28 protein-coding genes are annotated in these 24103 nt (G+C 61.9%); 6 read left to right on the forward strand and 22 right to left on the reverse strand.

Translation table 11 applies throughout. The features are described 5' to 3' along the window. Positions 1 to 42 precede the first annotated feature (42 nt). Complete coding sequence (locus HJB84_RS20270; protein WP_221116716.1) at positions 43 to 1125, forward strand: saccharopine dehydrogenase family protein; 1083 nt, start codon at positions 43 to 45, stop codon at positions 1123 to 1125. Between the two features lie 61 nt (positions 1126 to 1186). Here HJB84_RS20270 and hemW read toward each other — a convergent pair whose 3' ends face one another. The 4 genes from hemW to rph are packed head-to-tail and all read right to left on the reverse strand — an operon-like array spanning position 1187 to position 4185. Continuing rightward, positions 1187 to 2389 carry a radical SAM family heme chaperone HemW gene (hemW, locus tag HJB84_RS20275; RefSeq protein ID WP_207582630.1) on the reverse strand — a complete coding sequence of 401 codons (1203 nt, stop codon included), beginning with the start codon at positions 2387 to 2389 and terminating at the stop codon, positions 1187 to 1189. 9 nt (positions 2390 to 2398) lie between these two features. Next, complete coding sequence (gene rdgB / locus HJB84_RS20280) at positions 2399 to 3043, reverse strand: RdgB/HAM1 family non-canonical purine NTP pyrophosphatase (protein WP_207582631.1); 645 nt, start codon at positions 3041 to 3043, stop codon at positions 2399 to 2401. Continuing rightward, positions 3044 to 3469, reverse strand: a complete 426-nt coding sequence (locus tag HJB84_RS20285; RefSeq protein ID WP_207582632.1) for a VOC family protein — start codon at positions 3467 to 3469, stop codon at positions 3044 to 3046. Beyond that, positions 3466 to 4185 (reverse strand): ribonuclease PH, encoded by a 720-nt coding sequence (rph, locus tag HJB84_RS20290; protein ID WP_007633796.1) that lies wholly within the window; start codon positions 4183 to 4185, stop codon positions 3466 to 3468. Before rph ends, HJB84_RS20285 begins: the two co-directional genes overlap by 4 nt. A 126-nt stretch (positions 4186 to 4311) precedes the next feature. On the opposite strand from rph, the gene hrcA reads away from it, so the two are divergent. Both hrcA and grpE read left to right on the forward strand, forming a co-directional pair. Further along, positions 4312 to 5400: a heat-inducible transcriptional repressor HrcA gene (gene hrcA, locus HJB84_RS20295; protein ID WP_207582633.1), complete on the forward strand. Its 1089-nt coding sequence runs from the start codon at positions 4312 to 4314 to the stop codon at positions 5398 to 5400. Between the two features lie 168 nt (positions 5401 to 5568). Further along, positions 5569 to 6201, forward strand: coding sequence for a nucleotide exchange factor GrpE (gene grpE, locus HJB84_RS20300; protein WP_207582634.1), 633 nt, complete (start codon positions 5569 to 5571; stop codon positions 6199 to 6201). Between the two features lie 42 nt (positions 6202 to 6243). On the opposite strand, the gene HJB84_RS20305 is transcribed toward grpE, so the two are convergent. Continuing rightward, positions 6244 to 7188: a nucleoside hydrolase gene (locus HJB84_RS20305; protein ID WP_221116717.1), complete on the reverse strand. Its 945-nt coding sequence runs from the start codon at positions 7186 to 7188 to the stop codon at positions 6244 to 6246. Positions 7189 to 7426: 238 nt separating this feature from the next. On the opposite strand from HJB84_RS20305, the gene HJB84_RS20310 reads away from it, so the two are divergent. Continuing rightward, entirely contained in the window at positions 7427 to 7852 is a 426-nt protein-coding gene (locus HJB84_RS20310) for an Hsp20 family protein (RefSeq protein WP_207582636.1), read from the forward strand. Positions 7853 to 7899: 47 nt separating this feature from the next. Next, positions 7900 to 8157: a DUF1150 family protein gene (locus tag HJB84_RS20315; RefSeq protein WP_164006271.1), complete on the forward strand. Its 258-nt coding sequence runs from the start codon at positions 7900 to 7902 to the stop codon at positions 8155 to 8157. A 186-nt stretch (positions 8158 to 8343) separates the two neighbouring features. Here the strand turns inward: HJB84_RS20315 and HJB84_RS20320 are convergent, their stop codons facing one another. The 16 genes from HJB84_RS20320 to HJB84_RS20395 all read right to left on the reverse strand — a co-directional run bounded on the left by HJB84_RS20320 (position 8344) and on the right by HJB84_RS20395 (position 22537). Next, positions 8344 to 9045: a tRNA (guanosine(46)-N(7))-methyltransferase TrmB gene (locus HJB84_RS20320; protein ID WP_207582637.1), complete on the reverse strand. Its 702-nt coding sequence runs from the start codon at positions 9043 to 9045 to the stop codon at positions 8344 to 8346. A gap of 8 nt (positions 9046 to 9053) precedes the next feature. After that, positions 9054 to 10292, reverse strand: coding sequence for a methionine adenosyltransferase (gene metK / locus HJB84_RS20325; protein ID WP_207582638.1), 1239 nt, complete (start codon positions 10290 to 10292; stop codon positions 9054 to 9056). A gap of 177 nt (positions 10293 to 10469) precedes the next feature. Beyond that, positions 10470 to 10883: a helix-turn-helix domain-containing protein gene (locus HJB84_RS20330; protein ID WP_207582639.1), complete on the reverse strand. Its 414-nt coding sequence runs from the start codon at positions 10881 to 10883 to the stop codon at positions 10470 to 10472. Positions 10884 to 11032: 149 nt separating this feature from the next. Then, positions 11033 to 12637, reverse strand: coding sequence for an apolipoprotein N-acyltransferase (gene lnt / locus HJB84_RS20335; RefSeq protein WP_207582640.1), 1605 nt, complete (start codon positions 12635 to 12637; stop codon positions 11033 to 11035). A gap of 230 nt (positions 12638 to 12867) precedes the next feature. Further along, positions 12868 to 14016 carry a hemolysin family protein gene (locus tag HJB84_RS20340; protein WP_207582641.1) on the reverse strand — a complete coding sequence of 383 codons (1149 nt, stop codon included), beginning with the start codon at positions 14014 to 14016 and terminating at the stop codon, positions 12868 to 12870. Next, positions 14013 to 14528, reverse strand: coding sequence for an rRNA maturation RNase YbeY (gene ybeY, locus HJB84_RS20345; RefSeq protein WP_207582642.1), 516 nt, complete (start codon positions 14526 to 14528; stop codon positions 14013 to 14015). Before ybeY ends, HJB84_RS20340 begins: the two co-directional genes overlap by 4 nt. Further along, complete coding sequence (locus HJB84_RS20350) at positions 14528 to 15583, reverse strand: PhoH family protein (RefSeq protein WP_221116718.1); 1056 nt, start codon at positions 15581 to 15583, stop codon at positions 14528 to 14530. Before HJB84_RS20350 ends, ybeY begins: the two co-directional genes overlap by 1 nt. A gap of 18 nt (positions 15584 to 15601) precedes the next feature. Beyond that, entirely contained in the window at positions 15602 to 17011 is a 1410-nt protein-coding gene (gene miaB / locus HJB84_RS20355; protein WP_207582643.1) for a tRNA (N6-isopentenyl adenosine(37)-C2)-methylthiotransferase MiaB, read from the reverse strand. 49 nt (positions 17012 to 17060) lie between these two features. Next, entirely contained in the window at positions 17061 to 17858 is a 798-nt protein-coding gene (locus HJB84_RS20360) for a 1-acyl-sn-glycerol-3-phosphate acyltransferase (RefSeq protein ID WP_207582644.1), read from the reverse strand. 27 nt (positions 17859 to 17885) lie between these two features. After that, positions 17886 to 18314 (reverse strand): Fur family transcriptional regulator, encoded by a 429-nt coding sequence (locus tag HJB84_RS20365; protein WP_007633774.1) that lies wholly within the window; start codon positions 18312 to 18314, stop codon positions 17886 to 17888. Positions 18315 to 18395: 81 nt separating this feature from the next. Continuing rightward, positions 18396 to 18890 (reverse strand): N-acetyltransferase, encoded by a 495-nt coding sequence (locus HJB84_RS20370; RefSeq protein WP_207582645.1) that lies wholly within the window; start codon positions 18888 to 18890, stop codon positions 18396 to 18398. A 2-nt stretch (positions 18891 to 18892) separates the two neighbouring features. Next, positions 18893 to 19555, reverse strand: a complete 663-nt coding sequence (gene tsaB / locus HJB84_RS20375) for a tRNA (adenosine(37)-N6)-threonylcarbamoyltransferase complex dimerization subunit type 1 TsaB (RefSeq protein ID WP_221116719.1) — start codon at positions 19553 to 19555, stop codon at positions 18893 to 18895. Positions 19556 to 19642: 87 nt separating this feature from the next. Next, the gene (locus HJB84_RS20380) at positions 19643 to 20209 is read right to left on the reverse strand and encodes a NifU family protein (protein WP_207582647.1); all 567 of its coding nucleotides are present in this window, start codon (positions 20207 to 20209) and stop codon (positions 19643 to 19645) included. Positions 20210 to 20315: 106 nt separating this feature from the next. After that, entirely contained in the window at positions 20316 to 20807 is a 492-nt protein-coding gene (locus HJB84_RS20385; protein WP_164006283.1) for a universal stress protein, read from the reverse strand. 132 nt (positions 20808 to 20939) lie between these two features. Continuing rightward, entirely contained in the window at positions 20940 to 22004 is a 1065-nt protein-coding gene (gene trpS, locus HJB84_RS20390; RefSeq protein ID WP_207582648.1) for a tryptophan--tRNA ligase, read from the reverse strand. Positions 22005 to 22126: 122 nt separating this feature from the next. Beyond that, positions 22127 to 22537 (reverse strand): VOC family protein, encoded by a 411-nt coding sequence (locus HJB84_RS20395; protein WP_207582649.1) that lies wholly within the window; start codon positions 22535 to 22537, stop codon positions 22127 to 22129. A 189-nt stretch (positions 22538 to 22726) separates the two neighbouring features. Between HJB84_RS20395 and HJB84_RS20400 the strand changes: the two genes are divergently transcribed. Further along, entirely contained in the window at positions 22727 to 23155 is a 429-nt protein-coding gene (locus HJB84_RS20400; RefSeq protein WP_207582650.1) for a D-Ala-D-Ala carboxypeptidase family metallohydrolase, read from the forward strand. Between the two features lie 221 nt (positions 23156 to 23376). Here HJB84_RS20400 and HJB84_RS20405 read toward each other — a convergent pair. Beyond that, positions 23377 to 24103, reverse strand: a 727-nt coding sequence (locus HJB84_RS20405) for an IS110 family transposase (protein ID WP_221116720.1), incomplete at its 5' end; no start/stop codon positions are given.

The raw sequence follows: 24103 nt of genomic DNA on the forward strand, positions 1-24103 counted from the left end.
ATACAAGATGAAGAAGCGCCGAATGGCGCGTGGGAGGAATGAATGAGTTTCGAAAAGATCGCCGTTCTCGGCCTGGGCAAGGTCGGACGGCTGGCGGCGACGCTGTTGCATGAAAGCGGCTTCGAGGTCATCGGCGTCGATGCGCAATTGCCGTTGAGCGACGTTCCCTTCAAGTGCCGCGCCGGCGATATTTCCGACCCGCAGGTGGTCGGCGAGCTGCTGTCGAATGTCGAGGCGGTGCTCTCCTGCCTGCCTTACCATCTGAACATCGAATTGGCGCGCGCCGCCCATCTGGCCGGCATTCATTATTTCGACCTGACCGAAGACGTTCCCACCACCAATTTCATCATCGAACTATCAAAGACCGCCCGCGGCCTGATGGCGCCGCAATGCGGCCTGGCGCCGGGTTTCGTCGGCATCGTCGGCGCAAGCCTTGCCGACGGCTTCGATCGCTGCCGTTCGATCCGCATGCGCGTCGGCGCCTTGCCGCAGCATCCGACCGGACTGCTCGGCTATGCCTTCAACTGGTCGCCTGAGGGCGTCGTCAACGAATATCTGAACGATTGCGAGGTCATCGAGGGCGGGGTGCGCAAGCTCGTCTCGCCGATGGAATGGCACGAGACCGTCTATGTCGGAGGCGTCAAGCTCGAAGCCTTCACGACGTCTGGCGGTCTCGGCACGATGTGCGACACGATGCTCGGCAAGATCGACAATCTCGATTACAAGACCATGCGGTATCCCGGCCATATGGAGCTGATGAACTTCTTCTTCCACGAGCTTCTGATGCGCGACAAGCGCAAGCTCGCCGGCGAGATCCTGACCAATGCCAAGCCGCCTGTTGAAGACGATGTCGTCTATGTCCACGTCGCCGCCGAGGGCACGGAGAACGGCAGCCTGCGCCGCAAGGAGTTCGTCCGCGCCTATTACCCGATCGAGATTGCCGGCGCACGCCGCACGGCGATCGCCTGGACGACGTCGGCCTCCGTTGTTGCCGTCATCGAAATGGTCCGCGACGGCCTGCTGCCGGCGACCGGGTTCCTGCACCAGGAGCATATTCCGCTGGAGATGTTTTTGAAGACGCCGACCGGCAGCCTGTTCAAGGCGGGCGTCACCGGCCACGGCTGAGAAATGCTTTCCGGCGCGGCCCGCGATGTCGGCCGCGCTGGACCAATGCATTGCGTGGGCGTCAGCAGGCGAGATCGGCGACGACGGAATCGAGGATCAGCATGCCGGACGGCGTGCAGCGCAGGCGTGAATTGCCGATCCGCTCGATGAATTTGTGTTCAAGCAGGAATTCCTCGCGTTTCGGGTCGAGGTCGCGGCCGGAAAGCTGTTGCCAGCGGGCAAGATCGACGCCCTCCCTGAGCCGCAGCCCCATCAGTAGCAACTCGTCGGACTGTTCCTCGTAGCCGAGTCGTTCCTCATCGAGAATGCCGTGGCCGTCACGTTCGACCATGTCGAGCCAGGCTTCCGGCTTGCGCTCGGTCGCCGTCGCGAGCTTCTCCGGGCCACGCGCCAGCCGGCCGTGGGCGCCCGGGCCGATGCCGGCATAATCGCCGTAGCGCCAATAGGTCAGGTTATGCCGGCTTTCCGCACCCGGCCGGGCGTGATTGGAAACCTCATAGGCGGGCATGCCTTCGCGCGCCGTAATCTCCTGCGTCGCCTCGTAGAGCACTGCCGATTGCTCGCCATCCGGCACGACTAGCTTGCCGGCCTTATGCAGGCCGTAGAAGGGCGTGCCTTCCTCGATGGTCAGCTGATAGAGCGAAAGATGGTCGACCGCATAGGAGATCGCCTCCTTCAGCTCCTTTTCCCATTCCTCGACCGTCTGCTGCGGCCGCGCGTAGATCAGATCGAACGACATGCGCGGAAAAATGTCGCGCGCCAGCCGGATCGCCTTCAGCGCGTCGGCGACGTCATGCAGCCGGCCGAGGAATTTTAGATCCCGGTCGTTCAGCGCCTGCACGCCGAGCGAGACGCGATTGACACCCGCCGCCCGGTAGCCGCGGAAGCGTTCGGCTTCGACGCTCGAAGGATTGGCTTCCATGGTGATCTCGATGCCATCTGGCACATGCCAGTGCCGCGCAATGCCGTCGAGAATGGCGGAGACCGTTTCCGGTTTCATCAGCGAGGGCGTGCCGCCGCCGAGGAAGATGCTCGTCACCGTCTTCGGCCCGCTCATCGCCCGCACCGTCGCCATCTCCTTCAGGAAGGCCGCCGTAAAGCGCTCCTGATCGACCGGCTGGTGGCGCACATGGCTGTTGAAGTCGCAGTAGGGACACTTCGCCGCGCAGAAGGGCCAATGCACATAGACGCCGAAGCCGGGCTCGCCGGTATCGGGCAGCAGCGCGGCGTCGCGCGAAAGGCTTGGCGTGTCGAAATTGTCCACGGAGTGATCCTATGCCTCCAGGCAGGTTTCGACAAAGAGTTTGAAGGCGCGGGCCCGGTGCGACAGCGCCTGCGGCTTGCCGGCGCTCCAGCCGTGTTTTTCCTCGCTGCTCATTTCCCCGAAGGTGATGTCGTAACCCTCGGGCTGGAAGACCGGATCGTAGCCGAAGCCCTGGGTGCCGCGCGGCGGCCAGGCGACGCTGCCTTCCACCTCGCCGCGAAACAGCTCCGTGTGGCCGTCCGGCCAGGCAAGGCAGAGCACGCTGACGAAACGCGCGGTACGCTGTTCCGGCTTGGTCGCGCCGGCATCCTGCAGCGCCTTTTCCACCTTGGCCATCGCCATGTCGAAATCGCGCGTGCCGTCTGATGTCTCCGCCCAATTGGCGGTGTAGACACCGGGGTCGCCGTCAAGCGCATCGACCACCAGCCCGGAATCGTCCGAAAGCGCCGGCATGCCGGCGGCATTGGCCGAGGCGACCGCCTTGATCGTCGCATTCTCCTCGAAACTTGTGCCGGTTTCCTCCGGTTCGACGAAATTCAGCTCGGCAGCCGATCTGGCGGTGAAGCCGAGCGGTCCGATCAGTTCCTGGATCTCGCGGATCTTGCCGGCATTGTGGCTGGCGACGACGATGGTCTTCGTTTCAAGCTTGCGCATTCAGATGTCCTGTTCGATGCCCCAGATTTTCGCCTCCGCGCATTCCAGGCTGTTGCCCTCAGGATCGCGGAAATAGATCGAGCGGCCGCCATTCGGCCAGTGCACTTCGGATTCGATCGCCACGCCGGCCGTTCTCAGCCGTTCGGCCATCGCATCGATGTTGCGGCCGGACACCCGAAAGCAGGCATGGCCCTGTCCGGTCGTGCCGTGCGGCGGCACCTGCAGGGCATCCCGCGCCGGCGGCTTCACCGTTTCCTCAGGATTGAAGATCAGCAGAACGCCGGGGCCGCAGCGGAAGAAGACATGCCGGTTGGCGGCGCGGGCGATCTTTTCAAGTCCGAGAACGTCTTCGTAGAACGTCTCGGCCTGATCGAGATCGCGTGCATAGAGCGCCGTTTCCAACATGCCTTCCAGCATGGGGTTCATCCTTCGACGGCTTGCTTCTGCAGCGCGACCAGTTCGCCGATGCCGTTTCTGGCAAGCTGCATCAGCGAGGTGAATTCGCCCTCGCTGAACGGTGTGCCTTCGGCCGTGCCCTGGATCTCGACGATCCCGCCGGTGCCGGTCATCACGAAGTTGGCATCGGTCTCGGCCGAGGAATCTTCGAGGTAATCGAGATCGATCACCGGCTGGCTGGCGAAGATACCGCAGGAGATGGCGGCGACATGATCCTTCAGGACCCGGTCGACCTTGATCATGTTGCGGCTTTCCATCCATTTCAGGCAGTCGTAAAGGGCGATCCAGCCGCCGGTGATCGAAGCCGTCCGGGTGCCCCCATCGGCCTGGATGACATCGCAATCAAGCGTGATCTGCCGTTCGCCGAGCGCCTGCAGGTCGACGACGGCGCGTAGCGACCGGCCGATCAGCCGCTGGATTTCCTGGGTGCGGCCGCCCTGCTTGCCGGCGGCGGCCTCGCGCTTCATGCGTTCACCGGTCGCCCGCGGCAGCATTCCGTATTCGGCCGTGACCCAGCCCTTGCCGGAATTGCGCAGCCATGGCGGCGTCTTTTCTTCGAGGCTGGCCGTGCAGAGCACATGCGTATCGCCGAATTTTACCAGGCAGGAGCCTTCCGCATGCTTGGAAAAATTGCGCTCGAACGAGACCTTGCGCATCTGGTCGATTTTTCTGCCTGAAGGCCGCATTCTTATCTCCTGGGGTTTGTTGACCGCTTCTACGATTGGCGGCGCTCATTTGCAAATTCCCTTTTGCCACGGCTGCGAGTTTGACTTACTTTCGGGAAATATCATCAGCGCGGGTTCGAGAGGTTCATGGGCATCAGGTCGACATCGGTTTCGGATGCTGTTGCTGCGCTCGACGAGCGCTCCAGGGAAATTTTTCGCCGCATCGTCGAGGGTTATCTGGAGAGCGGCGAGCCGCTCGGTTCGCGCAATCTGTCCCGCCTGCTGCCGATGTCGCTGTCGCCGGCCTCGGTGCGCAACGTCATGAGCGATCTCGAGGATCTCGGCCTCATCTATTCGCCGCATACCAGCGCCGGCCGGCTGCCCACCCAGATAGGCCTGCGCTTCTTCGTCGATGCCTTCATGCAGGTCGGTGATCTCTCCGCCGAGGACCGCGCCAATATCGATCGGCAGGTGCGGGCCGAAAGCGGCGGCAATCCGGTGGAATCGATGATGAACGAGGCAAGCCGCATGCTGTCCGGCATTTCGCGCGGCGCCGGCCTGGTCATCACCTCGAAAAGCGATCCGGTGCTGAAACATGTCGAGTTCATCCGGCTTGAACCGACAAAGGCGCTGGCCGTGCTCGTCGGCGATCACGATCAGGTGGAAAACCGAATCATCGAGCTGCCGGCGGGGGTCACCTCCTCGCAGCTGGCGGAGGCGGCGAATTTTCTCAATGCCCACATGTCCGGCCAGACCCTGCCGGAGCTCCGCAAACAATTAAGCCAGCTGAAGGATAACGTCCGTCACGAGCTCGATGCCCTGTCGCGTGATCTCGTCGAGCGCGGCATCGCTGTCTGGGCCGGCAGCCCGGACGAGGGAAAGCCGACGCAGCTGATCATCCGCGGCCGCGCCAACCTGCTCGAAGGCCTCGCCGGCGCCGAGGATCTCGACCGGCTGCGCCTGCTGTTCGACGATCTCGAAAAGAAGGACAGCCTGATCGAGATCCTCAATCTCGCCGAAACCGGTTCGGGCGTGCGTATCTTCATCGGTTCGGAAAACAAGCTCTTCTCGCTGTCAGGCTCCTCGCTCATCGTCGCGCCCTATCGTGACGATGACGATCGTATCGTCGGCGCCGTCGGCGTCATCGGTCCGACGCGGCTCAATTATTCCCGCATCGTGCCGATGGTGGACTACACCGCCCAGCTCGTCTCCCGCCTTTCGCGCAATCCCCTTTGATGCCGCTTTGACGTCGCAGCCCTTCAAAGTTCGACAGCGTCCGTTGGGCATCTGACGAGAGTGGCGCTGTACAGGCGCAGAATTTTCGCTTCTTTGTCACGCAGACTTGATTTTTTTCGGTCAAACCTCGATATCGGGCGCATCTGAAGACACCAACCGGAGACCGTCATGACCGATGACACGACGAAAAACGGACCTGACGCAACTGCGGCCGATGCCGCAGCCGACGCTGCCGCCTACGTCGAGAACGATATTGCGCAGGAAGAGGCCACCCAGCCGGACCCGCTCGAGCTTTTGAAAGCCGAAAACGGCGAACTGCGCGACCGCTATCTGCGCCTTGCTGCCGAGATGGACAATCTGCGCCGGCGCACCGAGCGCGAGGTCAAGGATGCCAAGTCCTATTCCGTCGCCGGTTTTGCCCGCGACATGCTTGCCGTCTCGGACAATCTGCGCCGGGCGCTGGATGCCATCCCGCCAGAGCTCAAGGACGCGGCCGATGCCGGCCTGACGACGCTGATCGAGGGTGTGGAGATGACCGAGCGCGCCATGCTGTCGGCTCTCGAACGCCATGGCGTTCGCAAGCTGGAGCCGGTCGGCCAGAAGTTCGACCCGAATTTCCATCAGGCGATGTTCGAGGTGCCGAACCCCGACGTGCCGAACAACACCGTCGTCCAGGTCGTGCAGGCAGGCTTTTCCATCGGCGAGCGAGTGCTGCGCCCAGCCATGGTCGGCGTTGCCAAGGGCGGCCCGAAGCCGGCCGAAGCCGAGACCAATTCGGTCTTCGACGAGAAGGACGCCTGAGGTTGCCGTTGTCCTCTCTTCAAGAGACGGACATCCAAAAAATCAGATGCGGGCGAAGCGTTCGATCAAAAGATCGAAGAAGCCGTCCGCATCGACGTGGCGCATGACTTTCGCATTGCGCTTGCGCTCGGTGACATGCCACCAGTCGACGACGGTCATGCCGGCGGTGAGTTCGGAGTGAACCTCGATCTCGACATTGCAGTCCCGGCCGTTGAAAAGCTCCGGCTTCAGCAGGTAGGCGACGACTGTCGGGTCATGCAGCGGCCCGCCGTCGGAGCCGTATTTCTCGATGTCGAACCGCTCGAAGAATTCCAGCATCTCGACCATGGCCTTTGCCGGCGCCGTGCCGATCTCGGCCATGCGCTTGACCCGGTCCTTGCGGGTCAGCAATTGGTGCGTCACGTCGAGCGGCATCATCACGATCGGGACGCCCGAGCGGAAGACGATATCGGCTGCCTCGGGGTCGACATAGATGTTGAATTCGGCCGCCGGGGTGATGTTGCCGCCCTCGAAGAAGCCGCCGCCCATCATCACCAGTTCGCGGATGCGCGGGGCGATATCGGGTGCTTTCTGCAAGGCCATGCCGATATTGGTGAGCGGCCCGAGCGTGCAGAGCGTCACCGTGCCTTCCGGCTCCAGGCGCAGCGTCTCGATGATGAAGTCGACGGAATGGCCGGGCTGCAGCGCCATCGTCGGCTCGGCGAGATCAGGACCGTCGAGGCCGGTCTTGCCGTGCACATGTTCGGCGGTCACCAGCTTGCGGGCAATCGGCGCGTCGGCGCCGGCGAAAACCTTCGTCTCCGTCCGGCCGCAGAGCTCGCAGACGATGCGTGCATTGCGGCTGGTGAGCGAAAGCGGCACGTTGCCGGCGACCGTGGTGATCCCCAGTACCTGCAGCTCCTCGGGGCTGCCGAAGGCCAGCATGATGGCGGCCGCGTCGTCCTGGCCGGGATCCGTGTCGATGATGATCTTTCTTGCGTTTGCCATCCGATGCACCGTTTTCTTCATTTCTCGTCACAAATCGGCACATTCCGCGCCGGCACGTTTTGATGCGAGGCAGCAGGCGCTTTGTCAAGCAGCCGACCGCCACCACCTTAAAATTGAGGGATGGGGCAGGGACGTCGCCTGCGTCTTGCAGCGCCGGAGTGCTGTCCCCATATTAGTAGCATCCGGATGCTGCCCTTAAGGTCCGGGATGGTCGCTTGCATCAAGGACTTGAAAAGAAATGAGCCGCATTACCCCTTTCGCCAGCCCGCTGCTTCTGGGCTTCGATGCCATGGAAAAGACGCTGGAGCGCATTTCCAAGGCGAGCGACGGATATCCGCCCTATAATATCGAACGCATCGGCGCCGATAGCGGCGCGCCGGAACGTCTGCGCATTACGCTGGCGGTGGCCGGTTTCGGCGAGGAGGAACTCGATGTCTCCATCGAGGAGAACCAGCTTCTGATCCGCGGCCGCCAGGTGGAGCAGGGTGAACGGGATTATCTCTATCGCGGCATCGCCGCCCGCCAGTTCCAGCGCACCTTCGTTCTTGCCGACGGCATGCAGGTGCTTGGAGCCGGCCTGAAGAACGGTCTGCTCTCCGTCGATCTAATTCGTCCGGAACCCGCGCGCATGGTCAAGAAAATTAACATTTCGGTCTCAGAGTAGCACAACGGTTTGTCGAACCGTTGGTCCCTTCTTCCGGAGGAACAGGAATGTTGATGAAAGAAGCCACGTCTCACTTGACCAAATCCGAGCTTGCCCACATCGGCAGCGGCGAGGTCGCCTATATCAGAAAAATGCGTACCGATGAGGTCGCCAAGTGCTTTCCCGAGGCGCCGGATATCGATCCGAACGTCGACCTCTGGGCGCTCTTCGGCGCCGACGGCACGCCCATCCTTCTGACGGACAATCGCTCCAGCACCTTCTTCAAGGCTGCCGAGGACGAACTGAAGACGGTCAGCCTGCACTGACCGTCGAATGCAGTCTGTCGCGTTTCACCGCTCTTGCGGTGCATGCTCATGCTATTCGATTTGGATGCGCTCGCGGCGGATGCCGCGACATGGGTGCGGTGCCTCGTTAGACGTTTTTTCCGTATTCGATGAGGTGGAAAGGCCGGCAGATCTCTGCTGCGACCTGTCGTTAGATCTTGTTGGCCCTCAGATCTTCCCGAATGTCAGATAGGCCGAAGAGCGGCCCTCGCGCCGTGCCTTGGCCTCGTAGCGCGTGCTCGGCCAGCCCTCGTAGGGTGTCAGCCAATCCGCAGCATTGTCGGCCATCCAGTCGAAGCCGCCATGGTCGCGGCATTTGATCAGCGTCCAGTTCACATAGGTGTCGATGTCGGAGGCAAAGCAGAACAGGCCGCCGGGCTTCAGCACGCGATGAAAGCGGTCGAGATTGGTCTTCGAGACGAAGCGGCGTTTCCAGTGCTTCCGCTTCGGCCAGGGGTCGGGATAGAGCAGATCGATCTGATCGAGCGAAGCGGCCGGCAGCCAGTCGAGCAGCTGCGTCGCGTCGTCATTATAGACGCGAATATTGCGCGCACCGGTTTCGCCGATGCGCGACAACAGCTTCTGCATGGAATTGACGAAGGGCTCGACGCCGATGAAGCCGGTCGAAGGTGTCTCGAGGGCGCGGTGGATCAGGTGTTCGCCGCCGCCGAAACCGATTTCCAGCCGCAATCTCTCGACCGGAGCCGGGAAGAGGGAAGTCAGCGGCCCCAGTGGAGCCGCTGAAAGATCGATAAGGAATGCCGGCAGCAGACTGTTCAGCGTCTCGGCCTGCTGTTCGCGCAGGGCCTTGCCCTTGCGGCGACCGAAGAAGGCTTCCGTCGCCCGGCCGCGGCGTTCCATATCCGTCATGCTTTATCTCAGGCCTTCACGCTTTCCTTGAGCGCCTTCACGAGGTCGGTGCGCTCCCAGGAGAACGAGCCGTCGCGGCCGGCCTTGCGGCCGAAATGGCCGTAGGCAGAGGTCTTCGCATAGATCGGCTTGTTGAGGTCGAGATGGCGGCGGATGCCGGAGGGAGACAGGTCCATGTTCTTGCGGATCGCCGCTTCGACCTGATCTTCGCTGAACTTGCCGGTGCCGTGCAGGTCGACATAGATCGACAGCGGCTGGGCGACGCCGATCGCGTAGGAGATCTGGATCGTGCAGCGGTCGGCAAGGCCGGCCGCGACGACGTTCTTGGCGAGGTAGCGGGCGGCATAGGCAGCCGAACGGTCGACCTTCGTCGTGTCCTTGCCGGAGAACGCACCGCCGCCATGCGGAGCCGCACCGCCGTAGGTGTCGACGATGATCTTGCGGCCGGTGAGGCCCGCATCGCCGTCCGGCCCGCCGATGACGAACTTGCCGGTCGGGTTGATGTACCAATTGCAATCGTCAGCGATCTTCAGTTCGCCGAGCGCTTCGCGGATATAGGGCTCGACGACGGCGCGGACCTTGTTCGAATCCCAGCTTTCGTCGAGATGCTGGGTCGAAAGCACGATCGAGGTTGCTTCCGACGGCTTGCCGTCGACGTAGCGCACGGTCACCTGGCTCTTGGCGTCGGGACCGAGCTTGGCGACTTCGCCGTCGCCCTTCTTGCGGGCAGTTGCCAGCAGCTGCAGGATCTTGTGGGAATAATAGATCGGCGCCGGCATCAGGTCCGGCGTTTCGCGGCAGGCGTAACCGAACATGATGCCCTGGTCGCCGGCGCCCTCGTCGCCCTGCTGGTCGGCGGCGCTGTCGACGCCCTGCGCGATGTCGGCCGACTGCGAGTGCAGCAGCACGTCGATCTTTGCCTTCTTCCAGTGGAAGCCGTCCTGCTCGTAGCCGATATCCTTGATGGCGCGGCGGGCGGCGGCCTTGAACTTCGAAGGATTGATGACGTCCTTGCCATGCTTGTCCTTCTTCATCAGGCTCGGCGGCAGGCGGACTTCACCGGCGATGACGACGCGGTTGGTCGTCGCCAGCGTTTCGCAGGCAATGCGAACGCCCCACGGATTGACGCCGGTCTTGGCCGCTTCGCGGTAGACCAGATCGACGATCTCGTCGGAGATGCGGTCACAAACCTTGTCCGGATGACCTTCGGCAACAGATTCGCTGGTAAAGAGATAATTCGCGCGCATTCCGGGATTCCCCTCAAAGAACAAAAGCTCGCTAGTAGGTACTCAGTTCGAGACCCGATGACAAGCGCAGAAGGACATAAATATATCTTTATATCTGCGGCAAAGTGACAAATTTTGCCCCAAAAACGCAAAAAAGCGGCCTTTCGGCCGCCTTTCGAATTCTGCGATGGAGCTGGCTCAGTCGGAGTCGGCCTCAGCGGCCAATGCCTTCACCAGCTCCACGACCTTGCGGCGAACCTTGGGATCGGAAATCTTGACGAAGGCGCGGTTGAGCTGCAGGCCTTCCGAGGAAGAGAGGAAATCGACGACGTAATTCGAGCTGGAAGTTTCCATCCCGCCGGCGCCGGAATTTTCGCCGGGCGCGTCCTCGAAGAAAAAGGAAACCGGGACATTGAGGATGTTCGAGATATTCTGCAGACGGCTTGCGCCGACGCGGTTGGTGCCCTTTTCGTATTTCTGGATCTGCTGAAAGGTAATGCCGAGGCTTTCCCCGAGTTTTTCCTGGCTCATTCCCAGCATTGTTCGGCGAAGGCGAATACGGCTGCCAACGTGGATGTCGATCGGATTAGGCTTCTTTTTGTTTTCAATCATGGTCGTGCCCTAGCTAAGAATTTCAACCTGTTTCTAACCGGCATGCCCCTGATCCATCCCAAACGCCACGTTGCAAGCGGTGAGAACCACCTTTGCACATCCATTCAGAACGCCGATTGTCATCACTATGCAATTTTAGGGGTTTTTGGTCAATTCAGCCCGGAAATAAAACCTCTACGAGAAACCAGCGCAATCAAAATGAGCAGCGCCTCGGTCAACCAGAAGTGTGTTTGCAGGGGGAATGTCGTTCCAGCCTCTCCGCCGAACCTATCAAGAGTTGCATCAATAAAGCCGATTTCCTCGAGACCGAGGCCCGCAATTATTTCCCCATGTGCATTCACAATTGCTGAAATGCCGCTATTGGCGTCGCGAATCAGCGGCAGCCCGGTTTCGACCGCCCGCACTCGCGCCTGCTGGAAGTGCTGATAGGGGCCGGGTGTCGCACCGAACCAGGCATCATTGGTGATGTTGAGGATCGCATTGGCGTCTTTGATGTCGCCGGTCATTTCATCGGGGAAAATGATCTCGTAGCAGATCAGCGGATAGAGATTGAGCCCGCCGGGCAGCGCCAGCAGGTGGCGGCTGGCAGCCGCCGAAAACCCGCCCGGCATCTCGACGACGTTCTGGATGCCAAATTCGGTGAGCAGGTCCTCGAAGGGCAGGTATTCGCCGAAAGGCACCAGATGCACCTTGTCGGAGGCAGCGATGATCTGACCGCGGCCGTCGATGACATAGATGGAATTATAGTAGCGTGTCGGCGTGCCCGGTCCCATTTCCTCGGCGCGGACGGCGCCGGCGATCAGGATCTGGTTGTCGTCGAGCGTATCGGCGATCCGCATCAGCGCATCCTGGTTGTCGGTGAGGATGAAAGGGATCGAGGTTTCCGGCCAGACGATGATATCGGGCTTCCGTCCGCCATTCTTCGGCGCTTCGGCCGACAGCTTCAGATGGGTCTCGAAGATCGCATTGCGGTCGGCGTCGTTGTCCATCTTCTCCGCCTGATCGATGGCAGGTTGCACCAACCGCACCACCGGCCGCTTGTCCTCGGGCAAGGCGTCGGGCCGCGGTGCGAGATAGAGGGCATAAGCGCCATAACCGAGATGGGCGGCAAACAGCAGGGCGGCGAGCGCGATGCCGCCGCGCGCGCCTTGCCGCGTGCCGGCAAGGGCAGGCGCGGAAAAAATGAAGACGGCAAGTGCCGTCACCCCCATCACCCCGATCACATGCGCCGACTGCATCATCAGCGGAACGGGCATCATGCCGTAGCCGATGGCGTTCCAGGGAAAGCCGGTCAGGATGACGCTTCGAAGCCATTCCATCAGCCCGAAGCCGGCCGCAAGTGCGGCGATCCGTCCCATCCCATCAGACCAGAAGATGCGGGCAATGGCGGCTGCCAGCCCGTAGAAAATCGCAAGACAGGCCGGCAACCCGAGAATTGCCAAGGGCAACGCCCAGGCGAACTCCTCCTGATCGACCAGCAGCGCATGGCCGAGCCACCAGAGACCAGCGACGAAATAACCGAAGCCGAACAGCCAGCCGGTGGCAAAGGCCGGCCACAGTCTGCCGACCAGGCCGCTTTCAGGCGCCGCCGCCGCCCCGTCGATCAGCCAGACGAGCAGGGTGAAGGAGAGGAACATTGCCGCAAAAAAGCCGAAAGGCGGCAGCGCCAGCACGGCGAATGCTCCGGCGGCGATGGCCAGCAGCGACCGTTTGAACCCCCAGACGAGGATAACCCTGTCCGCAAGCCGCTCCATGCGCACTCCCATCAAACCGCGAATCAACCCATTCGCAGTCTTTCAAAAAAGCGGCTCTTTGTCCTGCTAGAGCATGATGCCGAAAAGTGTGAGCGGTTTTCGGACGACATCATGCTCTAACTCTTTAATTGAGAACAGATCGCCCGGAATTGTGCAGCGGTTCCGGGATAGCGACATGCATAAAAAACAGCTGAAGCGCGTCACAGCAATCAAACTGAATGCTACGCGCTTTAGTTGGCGGTCGATTCCGCCGACCGGTCGTCGCCGACGTCGGAGCCGGGCGCGATGTCGCCATCGACTTTGGCGCGGCGGCGGATCGCGTGGCGCTTGCGGGTGATGCGCAGCCGCTTGATGCGGCGCGGATCGGCGTCGAGGATGTGGAATTCGAAGCCGGGCAGCGCCTGGACGACCTCGCCGCGCACCGGGATGCGGCCGAGCGCGGAGAAGATCAGGCCGCCCAGCGTATCGACCTCGTCGACCTGCTCGCTGATGTCGAAATCCGGCCCGATCGCTGCGGCGATCTCTTCCAGTTCGACGCGGGCGTCGGCGATGAAGACGTCTTCGGCGACCCGCTTGAACATCACCTCTTCGTCGTCATGTTCGTCGTCGATGTCGCCGACCACCATTTCGACGATGTCCTCATGCGAGGCGAGCCCGTCGGTGCCGCCATATTCGTCGATGACGAGCGCCATCTGCGTGCGGTTCACCTGCATGCGGCGCAACAGGTCGGATGCCAGCATCGACGGCGGCACGAACAGGATCTTGCGGATGATGCCGGCTTCCGTCAGCGTCTTCTGCAAGTCGACGCGGGCGAGGTCCAAATTGGGCTTGGCCAGACGCGTGGTCTTCTGGATGTTTTCGGGCGCAACCTCGATCGCCGGCAGCGCCGGCAGGCTAGCGGCCGGTTTCGTCGGGCCGCGGCGCTTGTTGCGCGCCTGCTTGGCGACATAAGAGAGCAGGTCGCGGATATGCACCATGCCGCGCGGATCGTCGAGCGTATCGGCATAGACGGGCATGCGCGAGCGGCCGGATTCCTCAAACAGGATCATCAGTTCGCCGATGGTGATGTTCTGATCGACCGCCTCGATATCGGCGCGCGGCACCATCACGTCGGCGACGCGCACCTCACGAAAGCGCAGGATGTTGTGCAGCATTGCCCGTTCGTCGGGCGAAAAGGCATCGTCGCCGTGCGCATCGGTCATCAGCGCGTCGGCAAGATCCTCACGCAGCGAGCCCTGCTGCGGACGGAGGATGCGCGCGGCGCGCGACCAGAAGGATTGGGATCGGCCGGATGGCCGACTACTGCCTGCCTCGTCCGAAGAGGAGGATGGCTCGGAGTCCTTGGCGTCTGCCGCCGGCTTCGTCGTAAAGTCGCTCATGGTTCCATTTTAAGGTCTTGACCCTCGTAGGGATCAGATAGGCCGAGCTGCGCCAAAATGCGAGTCTCCAGCCCCTCCATAATTTCGGCTTCGGCACTATTCATATGGTCGTAGCCGAGAAGATGCAAGAAACCGTGCACCAGAAGGTGGGTCAGGTGGTCGTCGAAACTCTTTTCGAGCTCGCCGGCTTCCCGCTCCACCGTCTCCCGAGCGACGATGATGTCGCCGAGCATCGGACCGGGCATCTTGCCGGGCTGAACCGGAAAGGCCGGAAAGGACAGCACATTGGTCGCCTTGTCCTTGCCGCGCCATTCGGCGTTGATGTCCTGGATCGAGGCGTCGTCGGTGAAAACAAGCGAAACCTCGGGCGGCATCGTCGGGAACGGTTGCTTCTCGCTGTCGCGGAGATAGACCACGGCTGCGCCGAGCACGCGTTCGCAAAACGACAGCAGCGTCTCCTCGCCCGGCCAGCCGATGTCCTCGACGCTGATCTGGATGTCGAGTTCGGCCATCAGTCCTGCCGGCTGACTGCTTCGGTTTCGACGGCATAGGTCGAATCATAGGCCCTGACGATGCGCCCGACCAGCGGATGGCGGACGACGTCGGTATCCTTGAAGCGCACGATCGAGATGCCCTCGACGCCGTTCAGTAGCTGCAGCGCCTCGACGAGACCGGATTTGACGCCGCGCGGCAGGTCGATCTGGCTCGGGTCGCCGGTGATGATCATCCGGGCATTTTCGCCGAGACGCGTCAGGAACATCTTCATCTGCATCGATGTCGTGTTCTGCGCCTCGTCGAGGATGATGGCGGCGTTGGCAAGGGTGCGGCCGCGCATGAAGGCGAGCGGCGCGATTTCGATGACGCCGGCGGTGATCGCCCGATCGACCTTGTCGGCGGGGATCATGTCGTAGAGTGCGTCATAGAGCGGGCGAAGATAGGGGTCGACCTTTTCCTTCATGTCGCCGGGCAGGAAGCCGAGGCGCTCGCCCGCTTCGACGGCAGGGCGCGACAGGATAATTTTTTCGACGGCGCCGCGCTCCAGCAACTGGGCGGCATGGGCGACGGCGAGATAGGTCTTGCCGGTGCCAGCCGGGCCGACGCCGAAGACCATTTCGGCGCGTTCCAGCGCCCTGATATAGGCGTCCTGCGTCGGCGTGCGGGCGATGATCGTCTTCTTGCGGGTGGAAACCTGTGCCATCGTCAACTTGGCCTTGCGCTCCATTGTGGGAAGGCTGAGCTGATCGTCGGCGGCGACCGCCATGCGGATTGCGCCCTCGACGTCGGATCGTTCCACGCTGCCGCCTTTCTGAAGTTTTTCGTAGAGATAGTCGAGCGTGCGCCGCGCCTGGTTGGTGGTCACGACATCGCCGGTGATAACGACCGAATTGCCGCGCGCCCGAGCATCGATGTTGAGCCGTTCCTCGAGTAGCTTGAGGTTCTGGTCGAATTGACCGAAGAGTTCGCTGGCGAAGCGATTGTTCTCGAACGTCAGGACAAAGTGATTGGAGTCGCTTGGCGTGCGGGGGGGGTGGCGCGGTGAAGAAGAAACCAATTCTTGTCCGTTCAAGCGGTCAGGCTCCTTGGGTTAAACCGCAGCCTCTGCGCGTTCGGCAAACAGGCTGTTGGTTCCGGTTCCGGTGATTCGCACTTTAATAATGTCACCGATTTGCGATGCTTTTGCATCAACATTCACTGATTGAAGCCAGGGAGAACGGCCGATTAGCTGTTCCGGCATGCGACCGGGCTTTTCGAGCAACAGATCAATCTCTTTGCCGATGCAGGATTCGGCAAATTCCTGCTGCTGCTTCAGGAGAAGCGCTTGCAGGCGTTCCAGCCGTTCTGCCTTGATCTCTTCCGGCACCTGGTCCTTCAGCTCCGCGCCGGGCGTGCCCGGCCGTGTCGAGTATTTGAACGAGAAGGCCTGTGCATAACGGACCTCCTCCACAAGCCGGAGTGTATCCTCAAAATCGGCGTCTGTCTCCCCCGGAAAGCCGGTAATGAAATCGCCCGACAGCGCAATATCGGGCCGCACCGCGCGGATGCGCCCAATCAACGTCAGGTATTCGGCTGCCGTATGGCGCCGGTTCATCGCTTTGAGGATACGGTCGGAGCCTGATTGCACCGGCAGGTGCAGATAGGGCATCAGCGCCCCGAGGTCGCGATGGGCGTTGATCAGCCGGTCGTCCATGTCGCGCGGATGGCTTGTGGTATAACGCAGCCGCGCAAGGCCGGGGATCTCGGCAAGGCGGTAGAGCAAGTCGCCGAGGCTCCATGCCTCGCCCTGCAGCCCGGCGCCGTGCCAGGCATTGACGTTCTGCCCGAGCAGGGTGATTTCGCGCACCCCGCCTTCGACGAGCTTTTCGGCTTCCTCGACGATCTGAGAAACCGGCCGCGACACTTCCGAGCCCCGCGTATAGGGCACGACGCAGAAGGTGCAGAACTTGTCGCAGCCCTCCTGCACCGTCAGGAAGGCGGTGACGCCGCGGGCGCGGATCTTGCGGCTCTCGGGGATCGGCAGATGCTCGAACTTGTCCTCGATCGCATATTCCGTATCGACGACGCGCTGGCCCTCTTTGGCCCGGCGCAGCGCCTCCGGCAGGCGGTGGTAGGTCTGCGGGCCGATGACGACGTCGACGGCAGGCGCCCGGCGCAGGATCTCCTCGCCTTCGGCCTGGGCGACGCAGCCGGCAACGCCGATCATCATCTCCCTTCCGTCCGCTGCCTTCCTCTTTTTCATGTCGCGCAGCCGCCCGAGCGCCGAATAGACCTTCTCGGCCGCCTTTTCGCGGATATGGCAGGTGTTGAGCAGAACCAGGTCCGCCTCTTCCATGTCCTCGGTCGGCTCATAGCCATCGCGGGCGAGCGCATCGCTCATGCGCATAGAATCGTAGACGTTCATCTGGCAGCCATAGGTCTTGATGAAGACCTTGCGGCTGTTGCTGCCGTCGGCGACGATCGGCTTCGGGGCCTGGAGAAGGGCGCTGTCCTGTGTCATGGCGCGCTATTTAGTGGTTTTTGCCGTCCGAGAAAATCGAAATCTTGAGTCAGGAGATTTCCCGCCCGCGCAGGCAGCTGTTCAACAGGTTGCGGATACGCAAGGCGATCGTGCCGCTCACCTCCTTGCGATTGGTGTCGGCGCGGTAATCCACCGCCTCGCCGAAGCAAACCTCGGCGTCGATCGCGCCGCATCGCACGATATCGATCAGATGCGGCAACAGCTCGATATCCCCCGGCCAGGCGGCCAGCGGCCGATGATAGCGGCCCATGGCGATGCCGTGCACCCTGGTGTAGGCAATTGCCACCGGCTGCACCACGACGGTTCCCGTCGGTGAAGCGGGCACCGCCATCGCAGCAGCGCCGAACAGCGAGGATTTGACCTCCAGCAGCCGGTTGCCGTCGGAAGTCGTCCCTTCCGGGAAGAGCACGACGATCTCGCCGTCGGCCATTCGCCCGGCGATCTCGTTGGCCTGGTGGCCGGTCCTGCGCTTCTCCTCGCGCACGACGAAGACGCTCTTCTGCAGCTTGGCGAGCGTGCCGAAGATCGGCCAGTCGGCCACCTCGATCTTGGCAATGAAGGCGACGTCGGCAACCGCCGACATCACCATGATGTCGAGCCAGGACGAGTGGTTGGAACAGAGCATCAGCGGCCGACGCTCCTCCAGCCTGCCGGTGACACGGATGCGGACGCCGAGACAATAGCAGACGATACGGTGCCAGGCGCGCGGAAGCCTGCGGCGCAGCCGCCAGTCAAAACGCAGGGCAAGCAGCTGCAGCGGCATGAGCACGATGCTGACGGCGAGGATGACGACCGCAGCAAGCCCGATGCGCAGCCAGGCGATCAAATGCTGGTCTCCCGGGGGGCCATTGCTTCAGAGATCTTCCTTCTTCAACGGAACGCCGTAGAGCTCGAGCCGGTGGTCGACCAGCCGGAAGCCATGCTCGCGGGCAATGCGTTCCTGCAGCGCCTCGATCTCCGGCGAGCGGAATTCGATGACCGTGCCGGTCTTCAGGTCGATCAGGTGGTCGTGATGCTCTTCCGGCACCGTTTCGTAGCGCGAGCGCCCGTCGCGGAAATCGTGGCGGGCGATGATGCCGGCATCCTCGAACAGCTTCACGGTGCGATAGACGGTCGAAATCGAAATCTTCGCATCGACCTTCACCGAGCGGCGGTAGAGTTCTTCCACGTCGGGATGATCCTCGGAATCTTCGAGGATGCGCGCGATCACGCGGCGCTGCTCGGTCATGCGCATGCCGCGTTCGGTGCAAAGCTCCTCAAGGGTCTTGGCTACATCAGACATGGCCCGCCTGTAAAATATCCGTGTTTCGACAACGCCGCGCGGTGCTTGCGCCGGCCTGCATGTCATCTCGCTGCAAGGCAACTACCGAAGAACGCGCTTCATGACAAGCGCCGTGGAGAGGGCGCCATTGTCCTGCTTGTAGTAACCCTTGCGTTCGCCGACCTTTTCGAAGCCGAGCTTGCGATAGAGGCCAAGGGCCGCGGTATTGCCGTTGTCGACCTCGAGGAACATGCTCTCGCCGCCGCGTGCGCGCGCTTCCCGGATCGCCGCCTGCATCAGCCGCCAGCCGAGCCCGGAACGGGCGACTTTCGCCTGCACGGCGATCGTCAGGATCTCCGCCTCGCCGGCGACATGGCGGGCAAGGATGAAGCCGGGAAGCGGCTTTTTCAGAAAGGCATTGGTCTGGCGCGCGACGAAGCCGAACACGGTGTCCTGCATAAGCAGGCCGTGAAATTCACCATCGCCCCAGGGTCGGGCAAAGCGCTCCCCATGCAGGACGGCGACATCGCGGCAATCCTCGCGCTCCATGGCGATGATTTCGAATTCCGGCTTCAGCGTCAGGTAGGATTCCAGCATGGTCACACTCGTCGGGCGATTGCATACCCGGCCTGCGGCTTGGCGTCGGGTCCGCGCAGATAAAGGGGCTTCGGCTTTCCGGCATCCAGGGAGGCGGCAGCACCGAGGCGCGCCACGACAGAGATCGGGAAACTGTTGCTGTGATCGCCGCCGGCGCCGGCCTTCAGCAGCGGCGTCGCCGAACCGGTGATCTCGCCGTCGAAGTCTCTAGCAAAAGCCTGCGCCTCTGCAACGCTTAACGCCCGTGGCGCGTCGAGAGACGAACCGTCTGATGAAAAGGCCTGGAGGTAGATTTCGCCCCGTTTGGCGTCCATCGCTGCCAGCACGGGGCGATGAGGCGTCTTCTCGCGCTGGGCTGATGCCATGACCTCGAGCGTCGTGACGCCGACGGCCGGCACATTGAGGGAAAGCGAAAAACCCCGGGCTGCGGCAACGCCGACACGGATACCGGTAAACGAGCCGGGGCCGATGGTGACGGCAATCCGGTCGATATGAGAAAGTGCCAGCCCCGCCTGATCGAGTGCGCGATCAACGATATCGATCAGATGTTCAGCATGCCCCTTGCCGATCATGTCCGATGCCTCCCCCAGCATCGTATTCCTGCCGCTGTCGTAAACGGCGGCAGCGCAGTCTACACCTGCCGTGTCGAGCGCCAGAACAATCATGCCATCAATTTCCGAAAAATCTATTGTCGCTTGAACATAAATCCGTCTGGCCGAACGAGAGATGAACGGCCGGACGGATCCAAGCTTTTAAGCGGCAATCACTTCCTGCACTTCCGGGACGAAATGGCGCAGCAGGTTCTGGACGCCGTGCTTCAGCGTTGCCGTTGAAGACGGGCAGCCGGCGCAGGAACCCTTCATGTTCAGATAGACCTTGCCGTCCTTGAAGCCGCGGAAGGTGATGTCGCCGCCGTCTTGGGCAACGGCGGGGCGCACGCGGGTCTCCAGAAGCTCCTTGATGGTCAGCACGATCGATTCATCGCCCTCGTCGAAGAATTCGTCGCCGGCATCGACGTCTTCCGAAAGCATGGAGGCATCGCCCATGACCGGCTTGCCGGACATGAAATGCTCCATGATCGAGCCTAATATAGCCGGCTTAAGATGCTGCCATTCGGCATCATCCTTGGAGACGGAAATAAAATCATAGCCGAAATAGACGCCGGTGACGCCGGGGATTTCGAACAGGCGGGCGGCGAGCGGCGAAGCCTCAGCCTCCTCGGCGCTGCGGAACTCGGCCGTGCCGTTTTCCATCACCACCTTGCCCGGCAGGAACTTCTGCGTGGCGGGGTTCGGCGTGGCTTCGGTCTGAATGAACATCTGGGTCTCCATGCGGCTGGCCCATGGCTTCGCCGTCTTTAGAATTCTTCAAAAGAAGATAAGCCCATTGCCGGTTCCATTCAAGAGATTTTTACTCAAGAAATTGTCAGCAGAGGGCGTCGATTTCCTCGTTGGTTAACGTATCCGGCAACACGGTTACCGGGATCGGAAACGCCGCCGCGCGGCCGGCAACCGACGAAACCAGCGGTCCCGGACCTTCCTTCGCCGAACCGGCAGCCAGAACCAGGATCGCCACATCGCGGTCTTCCTCGATCACGGCGTTGATCTGTTCGGCCGCACTGCCCTCACGGATGACGACCTCAGGCTCGATGCCGATCGTCTCGCGCACGATCTGGGCGATCTTGGCAACGACCGCTTCGGCCTCTTCACGGGCTTCCGCCCGCATGATCGCCTCGACGCCGAGCCATTGCTGAAAATCCCCGTCGGGGATGACATAGAGCAGCACCAGCCCGCCATTGGAATTCTTCGCGCGCCGGCCGGCATAATGAACGGCGCGCTGGCATTCGGGTGTACCGTCGATCACCGCCATGAATTTGCGGCGATGACCTTCGAGCCGTGAGAGTCGCTTCGATACCATGGCGCGGACTCTGACACCCGAAGCGGAAAATTTGCAAGCCCAGTTTTTCCTCTTCTCCCCCCGGCAGAATGTTCCCTTCTCCCCAGACGAAGGTCCCCTTCGCCCCTGGGTGGGGAGAAGAACAGATCACCCTCAGTAGAGGAAGCCGATGACGTCGCGGACCTGGCTCATCGTCACCTCGGCGCGGGCCCTGGCGCGTTCGCCGCCCTTGCGCAGGATCGCGTCGATATGGCTGGTGTCGTCCATCAGCCGGCGCATCTCGCCGGTGATCGGCGCCATCACATGGATGGCGAGATCGACCAGTGCCGGCTTGAAGACGGAGAACTGCTGGCCGCCGAATTCGGCAAGCACGTCGGCCTTCGACTTGTCGGCAAGGGCCGCATAGATTGCTACCAGATTGTCGGCTTCCGGGCGGCCCTGCAGCCCGTCGATCTCGCTCGGCAGGCCGTCCGGATCGGTCTTTGCCTTGCGGATCTTCTTCGAGATCGCGTCCTCGTCGTCCATCAGGTTGATGCGGGAGAGGTCGGAAGGGTCGGATTTCGACATTTTCTTGGTGCCGTCACGCAGCGACATGACGCGCGGCGCCGGCCCGCCGATCAGCGGTTCGACCATCGGGAAATAGGCATGCACCGGCTCGTTGCCGACGGTGATGTCGACCCCATAACCGGTCCTGCTGATATGCTCGGCATAATCGAGGTTGAACTTCATCGCGATGTCGCGGGCAAGCTCCAGATGCTGCTTTTGATCCTCACCGACAGGCACATGGGTGGCGCGATAGACGAGAATGTCGGCGGCCATCAGGCTAGGATAGGCGTAGAGACCGAGCGAAGCCTGTTCGCGATCCTTGCCGGCCTTGTCCTTGAATTGCGTCATGCGGTTCATCCAGCCGATGCGGGCGACGCAATTGAAGATCCAGGCAAGTTCGGCATGCTGCGGCACGGCCGACTGGTTGAAGACGATATGCTTTTCCGGATCGATGCCGGCGGCGATGAAGGCGGCGGCGATCGAGCGCGTCTGGCTCGGCATGTCCTCATGCACGAGCTGGGCGGTGAGCGCATGCATGTCGACGACGCAGTAGATGCAGTCATTGCCGTCCTGCAGCGCCACGAACCGCCGGATGGCGCCGAGATAATTGCCGAGATGCAGATTGCCGGTCGGCTGCACGCCGGAGAATACGAGTTTCTTGAATTCGCTCATGTCGTCCTCAATAGGCTGGTGGAGGGCCCACAGCTTTTAGATGGCTGCATTTGCAACATGGCTTTCGCCCGTGTTGCTAACGCCGCGGCTTATGCACGGGCAACCGGCCGCAATCAAGGGGTTCAGCCTGCGGCATGCTGGATCAGATCGAAGCTGTTGCCGTAGGGATCGGCAAACACCGCAACCGTGCCGTAGACCTCATGTCGCGGCTCTTCCAGAAAGCGCACGCCGGCCGCAAGCAGTGCGGCATGGTCGCGGGCAAAATCGTCGGTCTTCAGAAAGAAGCCGACACGGCCGCCGGTCTGATTGCCGATCGCCGCGCGCTGCGTCGCATCTGCCGCCTGCGCCAGCAGAAACGCGGCTCCATCTCCAACCATGGCCCCACCCTTCGGCTTCACCACCACCCAGCGCTTTCCCTCCAGCTGCGTCTCGTCCTGCAGGCAGTCGAAACCGAGGCAATCGCAATAGAAAGCCTTGGCGCGGTCGTAGTCGTCGACGACGAGGGTGACGAGGAAAAGCGACTGGATCGTCATGTTATATCTCCCGATTGAGACGTTTATTCCAATTTGGATCGGCGATATCCACGGTTTTAAGCCAAAATGATCAAGCTGATTACTCATAATTGAGTATAAAATTTCACAGAAAAGCTTTTATTGAAATGAAAATCCTCTACCGCGCAGTAGCGGCCCAATGGTCGCCGCGTCAACCGCCCGGAGGGGACCATGCAGAACGCCAGTTTGCTCGCCATGGCAGGCCTTTTCGCCCTACAATCAGCAACCAACGCCGTCGGTCAAGACAGCAAACGACCGGTCCTCCATCTTCCCAGCCAGGATGCACGCCTCGCCTATACGGTCCAGACCGTCAGTGTTCGTGCCGGCTGTTTTCCCGAGCGTCTTCGGGCGGTCCTGTCGCATATCGCCGCAAAAACCGGGCGCCGGCCAATGATCACCTCCGGCCTCCGGCCGCATCCCAGCCGCCATGGATCCCTGCACGGAAAATGCCTGGCGGCCGATATCAGAATGCCGGGCCTCTCGGAGCGCATCATCATCGCGGCCGCCAGAAGTGCGCCTGGCATTGGCGGCATCGGCACCTATTGCAACGGTATCGTTCATGTCGACGTCGGACCGCAGCGGCGATGGGTCGATTGTTAAGGCAGGTGCTGCTCGGCCTTGTGCAATGGTTGTCCGGGTTTTGCCCTCAAGATTGCCCCTCACCCTAACCCCACCAGGGCCGAGCCAACGGTCTCGACCCGTCCTTCGACCCCCGTGAAAAACGGGGAGAGGGGACGTGCCCTGCGAAATGCTGGTGAGGAACAGAGGGGTTGCCGCTATCCCCTTCGCCCCGCAAGCGGGGAGAGCGACTGTCTTATTTGTCAAGCGTTTTGCCATGGTCGTCCGTCCCTGATGATGGCATTGAGGATGGTGAGCAGCTTGCGCATAGTTGCGACGATCTTGGGCTTGCCGGCCGCGACCAGACGGTCGCGGAAGGCCTTGAGGTCGGGGTTGTACCGACTGGCGACGAGGGCGGCCATGAACAGCACAGCCCGCACCTTGCCGCGGCCGCCGCCGATGAAACTCTTGCCCTTCCACTTTCCCGATTGCCGCGTCCAGGGGGCAAGACCTGCCAGTGAGGCGATCTGGCGGCGGTCGAGGCTGCCGAGTTCGGGCAGCTCGGCCAGCAGCGTACGCGCCGTTGTCGGCCCGACACCCGGCACCGAGGTCAACAGCGCCTCGCGCACCTGCCAGACCGGCGATTTGCGGATATGGCTGTCGAGGTCGGCATCGAGGTTTTCGAGTTCGCGGCGCAAGGCTGTCAGCAAGCGCTTGATGCTTCTCTGCGCTTGTTTGGCCAGCGCCATACGCAACCTGTTCTCCTCGGCAACGGTCATCTGGACGATCTGCCGCCTCCGGGCAATGAGTTCGGACAGGGCCTGCGTCTCGGCATCGCGCAACGGCCGGATAGCCGGCTTCGTCGCCAGTACGAAGGCAGCGATGACGGCCGCATCGATCGGATCGGTCTTGGCCCTGCGGCCGAGCGCGTTGGCAAAGGCGCGCACCTGCGCCGGATTGACAACAACCACCCCAAAACCAGCTGCCGAC

It is taken from the genome of Rhizobium sp. NZLR1b, from assembly GCF_019685155.1.
GTDB lineage: Bacteria > Pseudomonadota > Alphaproteobacteria > Rhizobiales > Rhizobiaceae > Rhizobium.

What these genes read in the sequence shown, in the direction of transcription:
- miaB (WP_207582643.1), bottom strand. Translation starts at nt 17,011, where the DNA reads ATGACACAGGACAGCGCCCTTCTCCAGGCCCCGAAGCCGATCGTCGCC.
- HJB84_RS20315 (WP_164006271.1), top strand. Translation starts at nt 7,900, where the DNA reads ATGTTGATGAAAGAAGCCACGTCTCACTTGACCAAATCCGAGCTTGCC.
- HJB84_RS20330 (WP_207582639.1), bottom strand. Translation starts at nt 10,883, where the DNA reads ATGATTGAAAACAAAAAGAAGCCTAATCCGATCGACATCCACGTTGGC.
- HJB84_RS20340 (WP_207582641.1), bottom strand. Translation starts at nt 14,016, where the DNA reads ATGAGCGACTTTACGACGAAGCCGGCGGCAGACGCCAAGGACTCCGAG.
- trpS (WP_207582648.1), bottom strand. Translation starts at nt 22,004, where the DNA reads ATGAGCGAATTCAAGAAACTCGTATTCTCCGGCGTGCAGCCGACCGGC.
- HJB84_RS20380 (WP_207582647.1), bottom strand. Translation starts at nt 20,209, where the DNA reads ATGTTCATTCAGACCGAAGCCACGCCGAACCCCGCCACGCAGAAGTTC.
- ybeY (WP_207582642.1), bottom strand. Translation starts at nt 14,528, where the DNA reads ATGGCCGAACTCGACATCCAGATCAGCGTCGAGGACATCGGCTGGCCG.
- HJB84_RS20370 (WP_207582645.1), bottom strand. Translation starts at nt 18,890, where the DNA reads ATGCTGGAATCCTACCTGACGCTGAAGCCGGAATTCGAAATCATCGCC.
- HJB84_RS20310 (WP_207582636.1), top strand. Translation starts at nt 7,427, where the DNA reads ATGAGCCGCATTACCCCTTTCGCCAGCCCGCTGCTTCTGGGCTTCGAT.
- HJB84_RS20270 (WP_221116716.1), top strand. Translation starts at nt 43, where the DNA reads ATGAGTTTCGAAAAGATCGCCGTTCTCGGCCTGGGCAAGGTCGGACGG.
- HJB84_RS20395 (WP_207582649.1), bottom strand. Translation starts at nt 22,537, where the DNA reads ATGACGATCCAGTCGCTTTTCCTCGTCACCCTCGTCGTCGACGACTAC.
- tsaB (WP_221116719.1), bottom strand. Translation starts at nt 19,555, where the DNA reads ATGATTGTTCTGGCGCTCGACACGGCAGGTGTAGACTGCGCTGCCGCC.
- HJB84_RS20385 (WP_164006283.1), bottom strand. Translation starts at nt 20,807, where the DNA reads ATGGTATCGAAGCGACTCTCACGGCTCGAAGGTCATCGCCGCAAATTC.
- metK (WP_207582638.1), bottom strand. Translation starts at nt 10,292, where the DNA reads ATGCGCGCGAATTATCTCTTTACCAGCGAATCTGTTGCCGAAGGTCAT.
- rdgB (WP_207582631.1), bottom strand. Translation starts at nt 3,043, where the DNA reads ATGCGCAAGCTTGAAACGAAGACCATCGTCGTCGCCAGCCACAATGCC.
- grpE (WP_207582634.1), top strand. Translation starts at nt 5,569, where the DNA reads ATGACCGATGACACGACGAAAAACGGACCTGACGCAACTGCGGCCGAT.
- HJB84_RS20365 (WP_007633774.1), bottom strand. Translation starts at nt 18,314, where the DNA reads ATGTCTGATGTAGCCAAGACCCTTGAGGAGCTTTGCACCGAACGCGGC.
- hrcA (WP_207582633.1), top strand. Translation starts at nt 4,312, where the DNA reads ATGGGCATCAGGTCGACATCGGTTTCGGATGCTGTTGCTGCGCTCGAC.
- lnt (WP_207582640.1), bottom strand. Translation starts at nt 12,637, where the DNA reads ATGGAGCGGCTTGCGGACAGGGTTATCCTCGTCTGGGGGTTCAAACGG.
- rph (WP_007633796.1), bottom strand. Translation starts at nt 4,185, where the DNA reads ATGCGGCCTTCAGGCAGAAAAATCGACCAGATGCGCAAGGTCTCGTTC.
- HJB84_RS20320 (WP_207582637.1), bottom strand. Translation starts at nt 9,045, where the DNA reads ATGACGGATATGGAACGCCGCGGCCGGGCGACGGAAGCCTTCTTCGGT.
- HJB84_RS20285 (WP_207582632.1), bottom strand. Translation starts at nt 3,469, where the DNA reads ATGAACCCCATGCTGGAAGGCATGTTGGAAACGGCGCTCTATGCACGC.
- HJB84_RS20305 (WP_221116717.1), bottom strand. Translation starts at nt 7,188, where the DNA reads ATGGCAAACGCAAGAAAGATCATCATCGACACGGATCCCGGCCAGGAC.
- HJB84_RS20400 (WP_207582650.1), top strand. Translation starts at nt 22,727, where the DNA reads ATGCAGAACGCCAGTTTGCTCGCCATGGCAGGCCTTTTCGCCCTACAA.